The organism is Streptomyces sp. ADMS (assembly GCF_033441795.1).
In the GTDB taxonomy this organism is placed as follows: Bacteria; Actinomycetota; Actinomycetes; order Streptomycetales; family Streptomycetaceae; genus Streptomyces.
The window spans coordinates 1-14,728 of the sequence record NZ_JAVFVX010000010.1 but is presented as its reverse complement, the minus strand read 5'-3'; the positions used below and the strand labels follow the sequence as shown (position 1 = coordinate 14,728).

Annotated in this window: 9 protein-coding genes and 1 tRNA gene; 8 read left to right on the top strand and 2 right to left on the bottom strand. The window is 69.5% G+C overall.

The window, feature by feature from the left end; all coding sequences use genetic code 11:
- Positions 1-10: 10 nt before the first annotated feature.
- From RB628_RS06690 to RB628_RS06655, 8 genes are all read left to right on the top strand, one after another.
- Positions 11-208 carry a hypothetical protein gene (locus RB628_RS06690; RefSeq protein WP_318319356.1) on the top strand — a complete coding sequence of 66 codons (198 nt, stop codon included), beginning with the start codon at positions 11-13 and terminating at the stop codon, positions 206-208.
- Positions 209-475: 267 nt separating this feature from the next.
- Positions 476-3,319, top strand: a complete 2,844-nt coding sequence (gene topA / locus RB628_RS06685; RefSeq protein WP_318319355.1) for a type I DNA topoisomerase — start codon at positions 476-478, stop codon at positions 3,317-3,319.
- Positions 3,320-3,493: 174 nt separating this feature from the next.
- Positions 3,494-6,862, top strand: a complete 3,369-nt coding sequence (gene tmk, locus RB628_RS06680) for a dTMP kinase (RefSeq protein ID WP_318319354.1) — start codon at positions 3,494-3,496, stop codon at positions 6,860-6,862.
- Positions 6,863-7,080: 218 nt separating this feature from the next.
- On the top strand, positions 7,081-8,286 hold the full coding sequence (locus tag RB628_RS06675; protein ID WP_318319353.1) for a DNA polymerase III subunit delta': 1,206 nt from the start codon (positions 7,081-7,083) through the stop codon (positions 8,284-8,286).
- Between the two features lie 149 nt (positions 8,287-8,435).
- Entirely contained in the window at positions 8,436-9,974 is a 1,539-nt protein-coding gene (locus RB628_RS06670) for an alpha/beta hydrolase (protein ID WP_318319352.1), read from the top strand.
- A 107-nt stretch (positions 9,975-10,081) separates the two neighbouring features.
- Positions 10,082-10,155, top strand: a tRNA-Thr gene (locus RB628_RS06665).
- A gap of 353 nt (positions 10,156-10,508) precedes the next feature.
- On the top strand, positions 10,509-11,861 hold the full coding sequence (locus tag RB628_RS06660) for a S8 family peptidase (protein ID WP_318319351.1): 1,353 nt from the start codon (positions 10,509-10,511) through the stop codon (positions 11,859-11,861).
- 13 nt (positions 11,862-11,874) lie between these two features.
- Positions 11,875-12,132 (top strand): hypothetical protein, encoded by a 258-nt coding sequence (locus tag RB628_RS06655; RefSeq protein ID WP_318319350.1) that lies wholly within the window; start codon positions 11,875-11,877, stop codon positions 12,130-12,132.
- A 459-nt stretch (positions 12,133-12,591) separates the two neighbouring features.
- Here RB628_RS06655 and RB628_RS06650 read toward each other — a convergent pair whose 3' ends face one another.
- Together RB628_RS06650 and RB628_RS06645 are read right to left on the bottom strand one after the other, a co-directional pair.
- Entirely contained in the window at positions 12,592-14,205 is a 1,614-nt protein-coding gene (locus RB628_RS06650) for a tyrosine-type recombinase/integrase (protein WP_318319349.1), read from the bottom strand.
- Positions 14,202-14,728, bottom strand: a 527-nt coding sequence (locus tag RB628_RS06645; RefSeq protein ID WP_318319348.1) for an XRE family transcriptional regulator, incomplete at its 5' end; no start/stop codon positions are given. The genes RB628_RS06650 and RB628_RS06645, both read right to left, overlap by 4 nt.

Below are 14,728 nucleotides of genomic sequence, written 5' to 3'. Positions count from 1 at the left end.
GCGCAGGGTTATGGAGAGCGGACCGGCGATCTTTGTGGGAGTGGTGTTCGCCCTGTTCGGGAGCGGGCTGCTGGTGTGGACCGTGACCCGGGTGCGGCACCGGGCTCCCGTCGCCCACGGTGTGAACCCCGTCGCATCGGCGACCTTCGCGAGCGTCGCCGCGCTGGTCGCCCTCGGGGTCGCCGCATGGCGCCTCACCCGGGTGTGAGGTGCGGAAGAGGCGTACGAGTGGGGCGTAAGGCGGAGGGTCGGCGGTAACTGGTAGGTCACCCTCCGGATAGGCCCGAAGAGGCAGGTCGATACTCCGGGCGGCAGGAATGGCGGTAGTCGGGTTACCGTTCGAGTGGCCGTTGCGGGCTTTTCCCGTTTGACAGGGGGGCGGGATGTACCGTCACACTCCGCAGCGTCAGCATGACCCGACCCCGGGAGCAAGGCCGGGGGAGACCCCCAGTGTCAACCGGAGAGAAGAGCGAAGTTGTCCCCGACCAGCGAGACCGCACAGGGCGGCCGCCGACTCGTCATCGTCGAGTCGCCTGCCAAGGCGAAGACGATCAAGGGCTATCTCGGCCCCGGATACGTCGTCGAGGCGAGCGTCGGGCACATCCGCGACCTCCCCAACGGCGCCGCCGAGGTGCCCGAGCAGTACACCGGTGAGGTGCGCCGCCTCGGCGTGGACGTCGAACACGACTTCCAGCCGATCTACGTGGTCAACGCGGACAAGAAGGCCCAGGTCAAGAAGCTCAAGGACCTGCTGAAGGACTCCGACGAACTCTTCCTCGCCACCGATGAGGACCGCGAGGGTGAGGCCATCGCGTGGCACCTCCAGGAAGTCCTGAAGCCCAAGGTTCCGGTCAAGCGGATGGTCTTCCACGAGATCACCAAGGCCGCGATCCAGGCCGCCGTGGCCAACCCGCGCGAGCTGAACCAGAAGCTGGTCGACGCCCAGGAGACCCGCCGCATCCTCGACCGTCTCTACGGCTACGAGGTCTCGCCGGTCCTGTGGAAGAAGGTCATGCCGCGGTTGTCGGCCGGCCGTGTCCAGTCGGTCGCGACCCGACTCGTGGTGGAGCGGGAACGCGAGCGCATCGCTTTCCGTTCTGCTGAGTACTGGGACCTCACGGGGACCTTCGCGACCGGCCGCGCGGGGGACTCCTCGGACCCGTCGTCACTGGTCGCCCGCCTTTCGAGCGTCGACGGCAGGCGAGTCGCGCAGGGCCGCGACTTCGACTCCCTGGGACAACTGAAGAGCGCGAACACCCTCCATCTGGACGAGGCGAACGCCCGCGCCCTGGCCGCCGCCCTGGAGAACACCCGCTTCGCCGTCCGCTCGGTCGAGTCGAAGCCGTACCGCCGTTCGCCGTACGCCCCGTTCCGTACGACGACGCTCCAGCAGGAGGCCAGCCGCAAGCTCGGCTTCGGTGCGAAGGCGACCATGCAGGTGGCGCAGAAGCTGTACGAGAACGGCTTCATCACCTATATGCGTACGGACTCCACGACCCTGTCGGACACGGCGATCACCGCCGCCCGGGCCCAGGTCACCCAGCTGTACGGCGCCGACTACCTGCCCTCGTCCCCGAGGACGTACGCCGGGAAGGTCAAGAACGCGCAGGAGGCGCACGAGGCGATCCGCCCGTCGGGCGATCGTTTCCGCACCCCTGCGGAGACGGGCCTGACCGGCGACCAGTTCAGGCTCTACGAGCTGATCTGGAAGCGCACGGTCGCCTCCCAGATGAAGGACGCGGTCGGCAACTCGGTCACCGTGAAGATCGCGGGCACCTCTTCCGACGGCCGGGACACCGAGTTCAGCGCCTCCGGCAAGACGATCACCTTCCACGGCTTCCTGAAGGCGTACGTCGAGGGCGCCGACGACCCGAACGCCGAACTGGACGACCGCGAGCGCCGCCTGCCCCAGGTCGGCGAGGGCGACGCCCTGTCCGCCGAGGAGATCACGGTCGACGGGCACGCCACCAAGCCCCCGGCCCGCTACACCGAGGCATCGCTGGTCAAGGAGCTCGAAGAGCGCGAGATCGGCCGCCCGTCGACGTACGCGTCGATCATCGGGACCATCCTCGACCGCGGTTACGTCTTCAAGAAGGGCACGGCCCTCGTGCCGTCCTTCCTGTCCTTCGCCGTGGTCAACCTTCTGGAGAAGCACTTCGGGCGGCTCGTCGACTACGACTTCACCGCCCGGATGGAGGACGACCTCGACCGCATCGCCCGCGGCGAGGCCCAGTCCGTGCCGTGGCTGAAGCGCTTCTACTTCGGCGAGGGTGCCAATGGTGCTCCCGCCGTCGGCGGCGCGGCCGAGGCCGGCAACGGCGACGGGGACCACCTCGGCGGTCTCAAGGAACTGGTGACCGACCTGGGCGCGATCGACGCGCGCGAGGTGTCGTCGTTCCCGGTGGGCAACGACATCGTGCTGCGCGTCGGGCGCTACGGCCCGTACATCGAGCGCGGCGAGAAGGACTCCGAGAACCACCAGCGCGCGGACGTGCAGGAGGACCTCGCGCCCGACGAGCTGTCCGTCGAACTGGCGGAGGAACTGCTCGCCAAGCCGAGCGGCGACTTCGAGCTGGGCGCCGACGCCGAGTCCGGCAACCAGATCATCGCCAGGGACGGCCGCTACGGCCCGTACGTCACCGAAGTGCTCCCCGAGGGCACCCCGAAGACCGGCAAGAACGCCGTCAAGCCGCGTACGGCCTCGCTGTTCAAGTCGATGTCCCTGGACACGGTGACGCTGGCGGACGCGCTCAAGCTGATGTCCCTGCCCAGGGTCGTCGGCAAGGACGCGGAGGGCGTGGAGATCACCGCGCAGAACGGGCGCTACGGGCCCTACCTCAAGAAGGGCACGGACTCGCGGTCCCTGCAGACCGAGGACCAGCTCTTCACGATCACCCTCGAAGAGGCGCTGGAGATCTATTCCCAGCCCAAGCAGCGTGGCCGGGCCGCCGCCAAGCCGCCGCTGAAGGAGCTGGGCACGGACCCGGTCAGCGGAAAGCCGGTGGTCGTCAAGGACGGTCGCTTCGGGCCGTACGTGACCGACGGCGAGAGCAACGCGACCCTGCGCTCCGGCGACAGCGTCGAGGAGATCACCCCGGAGCGCGGCTACGAGCTGCTCGCCGAGAAGCGCGCCAAGACGCCCGCCAAGAAGACGGCGAAGAAGGCGCCGGCGAAGAAGGCCCCCGCCAAGAAGGCGGCCGCGACCAAGACCGCCGCCAAGAAGACGACGGCCGCCAAGACTGCGGCCGCCAAGACGACGGCCGCGAAGAAGGCTCCGGCCAAGAAGGCGACCACGGCGAGGGCCACGGTCGAGGAGTGAGCCCGTCGGTCGCGACGACATCGGCGAGGGTCGCGACCGATTACGGTGAGTGGTCTTCACTTCACCTTCGCGCGAGCTTCGCGAAACGACCGCCCCGGCACCATGAGGTGTCGGGGCGGTCGTACGTCCGGACGGCCACTTCGGGCTGTCGGTGGCTGCCGATAGGCTGAAAGCATGACGCCAGCCGAGCAGCCAACGGCCATCCACCAGGCCCCCGACGACGCCTTGGTCGCGGACTCCCGCGAACGCGCCGTCCGCGCCCTGCTGCGCCAGCCCCAGCTGAAGAGGCTGTGGAGTGCGCAGCTGGTGGGCGGGGTCGGTGACGCCCTCGCGCTACTCGTCCTCGTGGTGCTCGTCCTCCAGGCGGCCATCGCCGAGGGCTCGTTCGGCGGCGGCTCCCGGGGAGTGGCACTCGCCGTGACCGCCGTCTTCGGGGCACGCGTTCTGGCCACCCTGCTCTTCGGCGCCGTCCTGCTCGGCCCGCTCACGTCGCTCACCTCGCGGGAGGGCCCGCTCGACCGCCGCTGGACCATGGCCGGCGCGGACGGACTGCGCGCCGTACTCATGATCATCGCGCCCCTGTGGATCGACTGGATGCCGGAGAACGCCCTGGCCGTCCTCCTGGTCATCGCCTTCGTGACCGGAGTCGCGGAGCGCTTCTGGACGGTGTGCCGGGAGAGCGCGGCGCCCGCGCTGCTGCCCGCGCCGCCCCCGGAGGGAGCGACGGTCCGCCCGCTGCCGGACCACATGGAAGCCCTACGGCGCCTTTCCCTGCGTACGACCTTCGTCGCGCTGCCGCTCGCGGGCGCCGCGCTCGTCGGCGCCGGGTTGTTCAACAACCTGCTGGGCACCGGGATCGACTGGTTCGGCCGGCATCAGGCGGCCTTCGGGTCGTACGTCGCGGCCGGACTGTTCGCCGCCTCGCTGTCCGTGCTCACCTCCCTCGAACTGCCCGACGCCCGCACCCCGCGCGCGCGGTCACCGCTCGAAGGCCTGCGCCGCCCCAAGTCCGGCACCGCCGCCGACACGGGCCGTACAGGCGCGATCCCGCTGCTCGTCCTGGCCTGCGCGGCCGTCTCCGGCGCGGTCGCGGCGGCCGTCTCCGTGGCCGTACTGCACGCCGAGGACCTGGGCGGCGGGCCGGTGATGTACGGGCTGCTGGTCCTGGCGTCGACCGGCGGCACGGTCGTCGGCATCCGTACGGCACCGAAGGTGCTGGTGTCGCTGTCGCGGCGCCGGCTGCTCGCGCTCGCCGTCGCCTTCACAGGGATCGCGCTGCTCGCCGCCGGGCTGGTCCCGGACGTGACGACGGTGCTGATGGTCGTCGCTCTCGCGGGCCTTGGCGCGGGTATCGCCGCCAACACCGGGCACACGCTGCTCGACCAGGAGACCGAGGACCAGCGGCGGACGCGGCTGACGGAGCATCTGCACGCGGTCGTACGGGTGTCCGTGGCGCTGGCCGTGCTGATCGCCCCCCTGGTGGCGGCCCTCATCGGCCCGCACCGCCTGGAGAGCGGCAAGTTCGTGTTCGCGCACGGTGGCGCGGCGTTCACGCTGATGCTGGTCGGCGCGCTGCTGCTGCCGGTGGCCGCCCTGGTCCTCGCCAAGGCCGACGACCGCTCCGGCGTACCCCTGCGGCACGATCTGCGGGACGCGGTGCGCGGTGGCGACGACCCCGTACAGGCAACCGCTGCGAACGGCTTCTTCATCGCCCTGGAGGGCGGCGACGGGGCCGGCAAGTCCACACAGGCGAAGGCGCTCGCCGAGTGGATAAGGGCCAAGGGCCACGAAGTCGTGGTCACACGTGAGCCGGGGGCGACTCCGGTGGGCAAGCGGCTGCGGTCGATCCTGCTGGATGTGTCCAGCGCCGGTCTGTCGCACCGCGCGGAGGCGCTCCTGTACGCGGCGGACCGCGCGGAGCACGTCGACACGGTCGTACGGCCCGCTCTGGAACGGGGCGCGGTCGTCATCTCCGACCGGTACATCGATTCGTCGGTGGCCTATCAGGGCGCGGGCCGGGACCTCTCCCCGACGGAGATCGCGCGGATCTCGCGCTGGGCGACCGACGGCCTGGTGCCGCATCTGACCGTCCTGCTGGATGTCTCCCCGGAGGCCGCGCGCGAGCGGTTCACGGAGGCGCCGGACCGGCTGGAGTCGGAGCCGGCCGAGTTCCACGAGCGCGTGCGGTCCGGTTTCCTCACGCTGGCCGCCGCCGACCCGGGCCGCTATCTGGTCGTCGACGGGGGCCAGCAGCCCGAGGCCGTCACGACGGTCGTCCGTCACCGGCTCGACCTGATGCTGCCCCTGTCCGAGGCCGAGGTGAAGGCCCAGGAAGAGGCCCGCAGGGCGGCCCAGGAGGAGGCCAGGCGCAAGGCGGAGGAAGAGGCCGCGCGCAAGGCCGAGGAGGAGCGCCTCGAGCGTGAGCGCCAGGAGACGCTGGCCCGGCTGCGCGCCGAGGAGGAGGAGCGCAAGCGCCGCGAGCTGGAGGAGGCGCAGCGCCGCGAGGCCGAACGCCAGGCGGAGGAGGCCCGGCAGCGGGCCGAGGACGCGCGCCGCCGCGCCGAGGAGGAGCGGGTACGGCTTATCGCGGAGGAGAAGGCCCGCGCCGAGGCCGAGGCCCGCCGCAAGGCCGATGAGGACCGCCGGCGCAAGCAGGCCGAGGAAGAGGCGCGGCTGCACGCGGAGGCGGAGGAACGGCGGCTGGAGAAGCAGCGGAAGGCCGAGGAGGCGCTCGTAAGGGCGGAGGCGGAGCGGCGGCGCGTCGCGGAGGCGGAGCGGCGGCGCGTTGCTGAGGCGGCGGCTACGGCTTCCGCGACGGCTGCCGCGGCTTCCGCGGCAGCCGAGGCGGCGGCCTCGGCGGCTGATGCCGGGGGAGCGGCTTCGGGTACGGGCGGGGCTTCGGGTTCGGGTACGGGTTCGGGTACAGGCGGGGCTTCGGGCACGGGTGCGCGTGCAGGTGCGGCTGGGGCTGCGGGGTCCGGTGGGGCGAGTGGCGGTCGGTCCGGCGGTTCCGATTCCGAGGTGACGGCGAAGCTGCAGAAGCCGCCGGTGCCTTCGGGGGCCGCGGAGGAGACGGCTGTGCTGCCGCCGGTTCCCTCGGGTGCGGCTGACGAGACGGCTGTGCTGCGTCCTGTGGTGCCGGGTGCGGCTGACGAGACGGCTGTGCTGCCGCCGGTGCCTCCGGGGGCCGCCGACGAGACAGCTGTGCTGCCGCCCGTGGTGCCGGGTGCGGCCGATGAGACCGCGGTGCTGCCTCCCGTACGGGAGGACAGGGCGGGTCGGCGGGACGGCGCGCCTGCGGACCGGGTGCCGCCCGGGTTCTTCCGGGACGAGCGTGCGGACGGACAGTCCGGGGCCGGCGAGGACCGCACGCGGGAGCTGCCCCAGCTCGACGCCGACGGCGCCCCGCGCCGCCGTCCGCGCTCCGACTGGGCGGAGGAAACTCCGCTGGACGACCTGCCGACACTGGCCGACGAGCTGTTCGGGCCGCACGCGGACGACGACCGGGACGAGGGGCGCGGGCGGGGTGGGCGGCGCCCCTGAGGCGCGGGCGTCGTCAGGCCCGACTCAGGGGAGCCCGTCGTCGGTGGGGACCGGTTTTCGGTGAGGCCCATTGTCGGTGGGGACCTGTTGTCGGTGGGAACTCGTTGTCAGTGGGGACCCTCACAATGGATTTCGTGGGCAAGCCGTGACGAATCGGCCTGACGCAATGGTGTGAAGAACGGCGTGAAGAAACGGCGTGACGAAAGGGCGGTGCTCCCATGCCGGTGTGGGACGACCTGGTGGGCCAGGAGAAGGTGAGCGCGCAGCTGGAGGCCGCCGCGCGGGATGCCGACGCCCTGGTCACCGCCGTCGCCGCGAGCGAACCCCAGCCCGAGGCGTCGAAGATGACGCACGCCTGGCTCTTCACCGGGCCGCCCGGCTCCGGCCGGTCCACGGCGGCCCGTGCCTTCGCCGCCGCCCTCCAGTGCGTGAGCCCCGACCGTGCCCTCGGCGGAGTTCCCGGCTGCGGGTTCTGCGACGGCTGCCACACGAGCCTGACCGGCACGCACGCCGACGTGGACGTCGTCCGCACCGACCTCCTCTCCATCGGCGTCAAGGAGACCCGCGCCCTGGTCCGGCGGGCCCAGCTGTCTCCGGCCGTCGGACGCTGGCAGGTTATCGTCCTGGAGGACGCGGACCGTCTCACGGAGGGCGCGGGCAACGTCCTGCTCAAGGCCGTCGAGGAGCCCGCGCCGCGCACGGTGTGGCTGCTGTGCGCCCCGTCCATCGAGGACGTGCTGCCCACGATCCGCTCCCGCTGCCGTCTCCTCACCCTGCGTACACCGCCGGTGGAGGCGGTGGCGGACATCCTCATCCGCCGGGACGGTATCGAGCCGGACGTCGCGCACACCGTGGCCAGGGCCACCCAGGGCCACATCGGCCGCGCCCGCCGTCTGGCCACGGACGCGCGGGCCCGCGAGCGCCGGGCCGCCGTACTCAGGCTGCCGCTCCGCGTCGAGGACGTCGGCGGCTGTCTGAAGGCCGCCCAGGAGCTGATCGACTCGGCGTCGGAGGACGCCAAACAGCTCGCCGAGGACGTCGACGTCAAGGAGACGGAGGAGCTGAAGACGGCGCTCGGGGCAGCCCAGGGCGGCCGGATGCCGCGCGGCACGGCCGGCGTGATGAAGGAGCTGGAGGACCGCCAGAAGCGCCGGAGAACGCGTACGCAGCGCGACACCCTCGACCTCGCCCTGATCGATCTCACCGGCTTCTACCGCGACGTTCTCGCCCTCCAGCTGGGCTCGCGCCTGGCGATCGCCAACGCGGAGGCCGAGGACACCCTGGAGCGCCTGGCCCGCGCCGGCTCACCCGAGTCGACGCTCCGCCGCATCGACGCGATCGCCGCGTGCCGCGAGGCCCTGGACCGCAACGTGGCACCGCTGCTGGCGGTGGAGGCGATGACGCTGGCGCTGAGAGCGGGCTGACAGCCGCCCGGGCCACTGGTCACGAGTGAAGAACGACGCGTCACTCGGTACACGCCGTTCGTCGTTTCATCGTTCGGCGTTCGTAACTCGTACGAGTCATGTTGTGGACGCAGAGTATTCATGCGATTCCTCAGGGTTACGCTCGCTGAATGGACAGGATGCGCACACCTCGTCAGACCTGGACGTTGCTCGCTGTTGCCGCGCTGCTCGTCTCCGCCTGTTCCACGGGGAGTTCGACGAGCGCGGCGAGTTCGTCGGCCAAGTCGGCGACGCAGGCCGGACTCGCGCCGTACTACGCGCAGAAGCTGAGCTGGCGGTCGTGCGGTGTACCCGGTTTCCAGTGCGCCACGATGAAGGCACCCCTCGACTACGCGGCCCCGTCCGAGGGCGACGTCAGACTCGCCGTCTCCCGGAAGAAGGCCACGGGCACGGGCAAGCCGCTCGGCTCGCTGCTGGTGAACCCGGGCGGGCCCGGCGGTTCGGCGGTCGGATACCTGCAGTCGTACGCCGCGATCGGCTACCCGGCCGAGGTCCGCGCGCGCTACGACATGGTCGCGGTCGACCCGCGCGGGGTGGCCCGCAGCGAGCCGGTCGAGTGCCTGGACGGCCGCGAGATGGACACGTACACGCAGACGGACACGACTCCCGACAACGAACGGGAGACGGACGAACTGGTCGGCGCGTACAAGGAGTTCGCTGAGGGGTGCGGCAGTGGTTCGCCCGATCTGCTGCGGCACATGTCCACGGTGGAGGCCGCCCGCGACATGGACATCCTGCGGGGAGTGCTGGGCGACCGGCGGCTGACGTACGTGGGGGCGTCGTACGGAACGCTCCTCGGGGCGACGTATGCGGGACTCTTCCCGGACCGCGTGGGACGACTGGTCCTGGACGGCGCGATGGACCCCTCCCTGCCCGCGCGTCGGCTGAACCTCGACCAGACGGCGGGCTTCGAGACGGCGTTCGACGCGTTCGCGAAGGACTGCGTACGACAGACGGACTGCCCTCTGGGCGCGGAGGAGGGCGAGGTCGGCACCAACCTGAAGTCGTTCTTCGACCGCCTCGACGAGTCGCCGATCCCGACGGGCGACGCGGACGGCCGCAGGCTGGGCGAGGCACTCGCCACGACCGGCGTGATCGCCGCGATGTACGACGAGAGCACCTGGCCGCAACTGCGCGAGTCGCTGACCTTGGCGATGCGGGACAAGGACGGCGCGGGTCTGCTGTTCCTCGCCGACAGCTACTACGAGCGCGACGCCGACGGCCAGTACTCGAACCTGATGTTCGCCAACGCGGCCGTGAACTGCCTCGACCTCCCGGCGGCGTACGCCACCCCCGACCAGGTACGCGAGGCGCTGCCGTCCTTCGAGAAGGCGTCCCCGGTCTTCGGCGAGGCCATGGCCTGGGCCTCCCTGAGCTGCGCGTACTGGCCGGTTCGGCCGACCGGCGAACCGCGTCGCATCGAGGCGAAGGGCGCGGCTCCGATCGTGGTGGTCGGGACGACCCGCGACCCGGCGACCCCGTACCGCTGGGCTCAGTCCCTCTCCCGCCAACTCTCCTCGGCCCGCCTCCTCACCTACGAGGGCGACGGCCACACTGCGTACGGACGGGGCAGCGACTGTATCGACGACGCGATCAACGCGTATCTGCTCCGGGGGACCACTCCGGCACAGGGGGAACGCTGTTCGTAGCGGCGCGGCGGGCGCCTGTACGGAGGGCGTCGGGGGGTGTGCGGGGCACCTTCCGAAACTGTGTAGACTTACCGACGTTGCTGACCGCACCATGGTGCGAACAGTGCGCCGCCTTAGCTCAGATGGCCAGAGCAACGCACTCGTAATGCGTAGGTCTCGGGTTCGAATCCCGAAGGCGGCTCCGAGAAACCCCAGGACTCACTCGCCGTGACCTGGGGTTTTTCCTATCTCTTTGCCTTCTGGCGGGTGGCGGATCTCCGCACCCGGGCCACTTGAAAGAGTAGGTGAGGCCGAAGTGCGGCCATCGCTGCAGTTCGGCTGTTGGCGGGGTGGCCGACTCGGTGCGTGACATCGGCGTGGTCTGCACGACGGCGTTGTTGAAGTTCTACAAAGCCGCCGGGCGTGAGCTCGACAAATGCCATCGCGCTGCGGCACTACTTGCGCTGCGCATTCGGCCAAGTGGCCGAAGTGTGGGCGTTGGGCCAGCCTAGAAGGGGTAGCAACCTGCTCGCCTAGGTTCAGGTGGTGGTGGCCGTGCACATTCTGCTTCAGCTCCGGCCTGCTCAAGACATCACTGCCGCAGTCATCGACTCGCCAGGCAAGCAGACCGTGCAGGATGTAGTCGGTGACCTTCCCGGTATTGAGCTGGACTTCTCCTACGCCCCGGTGGCCATGCCGAAGCCGCTTCCTAGAGCGACCGACGGTGATCCTCTGTCATTGCGGCAGCCTCTGACCTTCTCGTTGGAGCCAATGACGGCGAGTGTTCTGGTCCGGGGTGAGATCGCGGACGATGACCTGGCGTCTCGCCTGGCTCAGCTCGTCGCAAGCCAGCACGACATCGTAGGCGTTTTTGCTGACCCGATGATCGAGACCATGCCGCTCTGCGCTGACGATGGCCCTCTCGGCACGTGGGAGGACGTAGCGGAGAGTCTGCACGTGCCGGAGCTGCGATCGCTCGGCATGGACGGCAACGCTGTCGCGGTTGCAGTCGTAGACGAGGGCATCAACGCTGAGCATCTAGCCTCCGCTGGCGCAGGAGTCTCGGTCGATCATGCGCGGAGCTGGAGCCCGTCGAGCATTAACCACACACCAGGGGCGTTCGACGTCGACCATGGCACGATGTGTGCGTTCGACGTCGGGATTGCCGCTCCGAGCGCAGAACTGCTCGACGTCGCGCTACTGCTAACCAAGCGCAGAGGGCGCACAGTCATGGAGGCATACACATCCGACGGTATCGCGGCGTATGCCCACCTCCGTACCGTCTTGGACGCGATGCCGGAGGAGAGTCGTGCGCTGGTCGTGACTAACAGCTGGGGATGCTTCTCGCCCCAGTGGGACTTTGCGCCTGGAAGCCCTGGGAACTATTCCGACAACCTTGGGCATCCGTTCAGCCTCACGGTGGCCGCACTGGAGAGTGCCGGCGCGGACATCCTGTTCGCGGCCGGGAACTGCGGTCGAGAGTGCCCAGACCGGAGGTGCGGCTACCTGAGCCGGTCTATCGTGGGTGCTAACTCGCATCCGAAAGTGCTGTCGGTCGGCGGGGTGGATATAACAGACAAATGGGTAGGCTACTCTTCCCAAGGGCCGGGGCGACTTGACCAGCGGAAACCTGATGTATGCGCATACACACACTTCCTGGGCTCGCAGCGGCTGGGTCCTGGCACAGCGGACGACGGGACATCGGCCGCGTGTCCGGTTGCAGCTGGCGTGCTGGCCGCGCTGCGAACCCGAGTCCCGTCTGCGCAGGTCACGCCCCAACAGATGCGGCAGATGTTTCAGCGCGCGGCATACGACCCGACAGGATTGGGCTTCACAGACGATTACGGCTATGGGATTGTTAGCGTCCCCGGCCTCATAGAGATGCTCAAGACACAGGGGTCCATCTAGCTGGCGGTGCAAGATGCTGAAGGAACACACACTCCTCGTAACTGTGACCCTCCCCCGCGGGGCGGCGATGCAGGACGCCTTGGAGGAACTGGGCCTGTCAGCACAGGAGGTCGACGAAGAGTACGGCCTAGTTCCCATCGATCCTGACAAGGGCCTGTACGCCCTTCTGGTGGTCGAGTCGGCTGCAGCCCGCCTGGATGACCAAGGGAACACGGCCGCATATGGGGGGCCGTTCGCCAACCCCAAGATCGAGCCGTTCGACCTGCGCTGAACGTATGGCCAGCGTCGGTGTCGATTCCGGCCGTGAGTAGCAGCCACTTTTCAAGCGCGTGTCGAAGGGTTCGAGGCGTCCGCCTCCGCCGAGCACGGCTGTGTGGGTCCACGCTGTGCAGATCATTCCCAGTCGTACATGGCTCGACGTAGATCGTCGGCCGCGTCGGTGACAGAGCGCGGTCCCGCGACGCTCACGACGGCGGCTGCGAAGTGTGTCCAGTCGTAGCGGGCCTGTCAGGTGGAGGCCGTAGCGCCTGCTTCGTCGAGTTGGTCGGCGGCCTTCCATAAGGCGTTGGACGACTGCTTGGTGGCGGCGAGCAGGAGGTACTGGCCGGGTGGTAGCCGAGAGCTCAGTGTGATCCGGGAGGATCGACGGCCAACGAGCGAAAGCGCCATCCGACGCGCGAGCGGGCTCCGGTCAGGCACCCACTGACCGGGGCTGTCCACTACGCCATTCTCAGGCGGTGTGCTCCTCTTCCTCGGCTGAGGGGCGCTTGGGGGGCTGCATCCTCGGCAGGGTGCGGGAGGGCTCGGGGGTCTGTTTGTTCGGGACCGCGCTGAGGTGGGGGCGTGAGCGCGGGACGAGTTGGACAACCTTTTCGGCGGCGTCGCGTGCGAGGCCGTCCAGGACCGCCTGGTAGATGTCGCGGGTGATGCGGGTGTCCGAGTGGCCGAGCGTTTCGCTGACGACCTTGATGTCCACCCCGGCCGCGAGCATGAGCGTGGCGGCGACGTGGCGAAGGTCGTGGAGCCGGATCGGAGGCAGGCCGGCGGCGGTGACCAGTCGCTCGAAGAGGTCGCTCACCTTGCCCGGGTGGAGCAGGGAGCCGTCCTCCTGGGTGAATATTCGTCCGGTGTCTTTCCAGCCCTCGCCCCACTGCTCGCGCTCGCGCTCCTGACGAAGTTTGTGGGCCTGGAGGACGTCGAAGGTCTCGTCGTCCAGGGCGATGAGACGGATGCCCGAGTCGGTCTTCGGGGCGCCCTCGTGAATCTCCCAGCCGTCCTGGACGAGCTGCGTGGCGATGGCCAGTGACCGCTCAGCGGCCGACAGGTCCTCCCACCGGGCACCGCACGACTCGCCGCGCCGGGTTCCTCGGAAGGAGATCAGCCGCCACAGCGGGTAGAGCCGGTCACCAGCGACGAAGTCGAGGAACTTCCCCGTCTGCTCCGGGGTCCAGACCATGACGGGCGAAGGCTTGACTCCAGCCGCCTGCCAGCGAGCAATTCGCTCGTCGGTCCAGATCAGGGCCTTCGGCTTCGTGCCAGGGAGGAGCTCGACGTGCTCGGCCGGATTGAAGGGGGACATCACCTGCTGGGCGATGGCCACGTTCAGGGCGGCCCTTAGCGTGGCTTTGATGTGCGGCTGGGTATTGAGGCTGGTGATACGGCGGAACGGCGGCATCGCGTCGAGCTGGGCCCTGAACCACCCCCGACGGGCGCGGTTCTCAGCACCCTTGTTCGGGGTCGCCTTGAGTTCGGCCTGAACTGCCTTCCTCTGGGCGTTCTGCTCCTGGATCTCGATGTTGCGCTCGTTGATCGAGTCGAACATCGTATTCAGGTGGTGGACCCTGAGCTTGTCCAGCCGGATGTTGCCCAGGTGCGGCTTGAGGTGGACGCGGACGTCGCACTCGTAACGCTTGTAGCCGGTCACGCGAAGGCGCTTGCGGCCCGCCAGCCAAGTGTCGAGCCACTCGCCAACGGTGATCTTCGAGTTGAGTGCCTGGCCGGTCTTGAAGCGTCGCAGGGTCTCGTCGTAGTCCGGCAGCGGCTCCTTCGCCGCCGCGCAGGCTTCGAGGAGATCGCTGATGGCGAGCTGACCGGCCGGGTCGTCCTCGTCCGGTATCGCCATGAGCGCCGCGACCTTGGAGAGCTCCGTCTTCGCGGCGGTGGCGGTTTCGAATCCGCCCCGACGGAACCGGCGGCGGGTGCCGTCCTGGCGGGGGACAAGTTCCTGGATGGCGTACCAGAGGCCATGCCGAGTGTTGGATGCCTTGGGGCATGCCGCCCCGTACGGCTTGCCTGTGGTCGGGTTCCGGCAGGCGCACCGACGGGAGGTCGTACCGTTCTTCACTCGCCGTCCTCGGGGTTGTTCTCGGGGTGGTCGACATGGGCCAGTTCTGAGGGGAGCGAGGGCGGCACCAGATCCCGATCGCGCATGCGCCCCCGGAAAGCCCGTAGCTCGGCACAGTCCTCGAAGGCGTGCTCCTCGTAGCTGCTGGCCCGCTCCAGGAGCGCGGTCCGGCGTGCCCGGTCCAAAGCGGTGCTGGCCTGGCGGCGTCTCTCCGTGGCCAGCGCGGTGGACATCAACGCGGCGGCCACCAGGTCGCCGTGGTTACGGAAGACGTCGAGTACGTCCCGGGCGGTGCCCTCGGGCGCCGGTTGGTCCATGGGAGTCTCGCCCGTGAACCACGCGAGAGCATCCCAGGTGGACACCTCTTTGCCGGGGAGGACCTCCACGGTGGCGGAGGTACCGAGTGGGAAGAGGAGAGCCACGGGCGGGATGCCTAGGACATCGGCCAGGACGACGAAGTCGGCGACCGTGATGCTCGTCTTGCGCCCGGACTCCAGGTTCTTCATGGAGTGCTCGGTGAACT

Excerpts from the sequence above, each read along its gene's own strand:
- RB628_RS06690 (WP_318319356.1), top strand. The coding sequence starts at position 11 with ATGGAGAGCGGACCGGCGATCTTTGTGGGAGTGGTGTTCGCCCTGTTC.
- RB628_RS06670 (WP_318319352.1), top strand. The coding sequence starts at position 8,436 with ATGGACAGGATGCGCACACCTCGTCAGACCTGGACGTTGCTCGCTGTT.
- tmk (WP_318319354.1), top strand. The coding sequence starts at position 3,494 with ATGACGCCAGCCGAGCAGCCAACGGCCATCCACCAGGCCCCCGACGAC.
- RB628_RS06675 (WP_318319353.1), top strand. The coding sequence starts at position 7,081 with ATGCCGGTGTGGGACGACCTGGTGGGCCAGGAGAAGGTGAGCGCGCAG.
- RB628_RS06655 (WP_318319350.1), top strand. The coding sequence starts at position 11,875 with ATGCTGAAGGAACACACACTCCTCGTAACTGTGACCCTCCCCCGCGGG.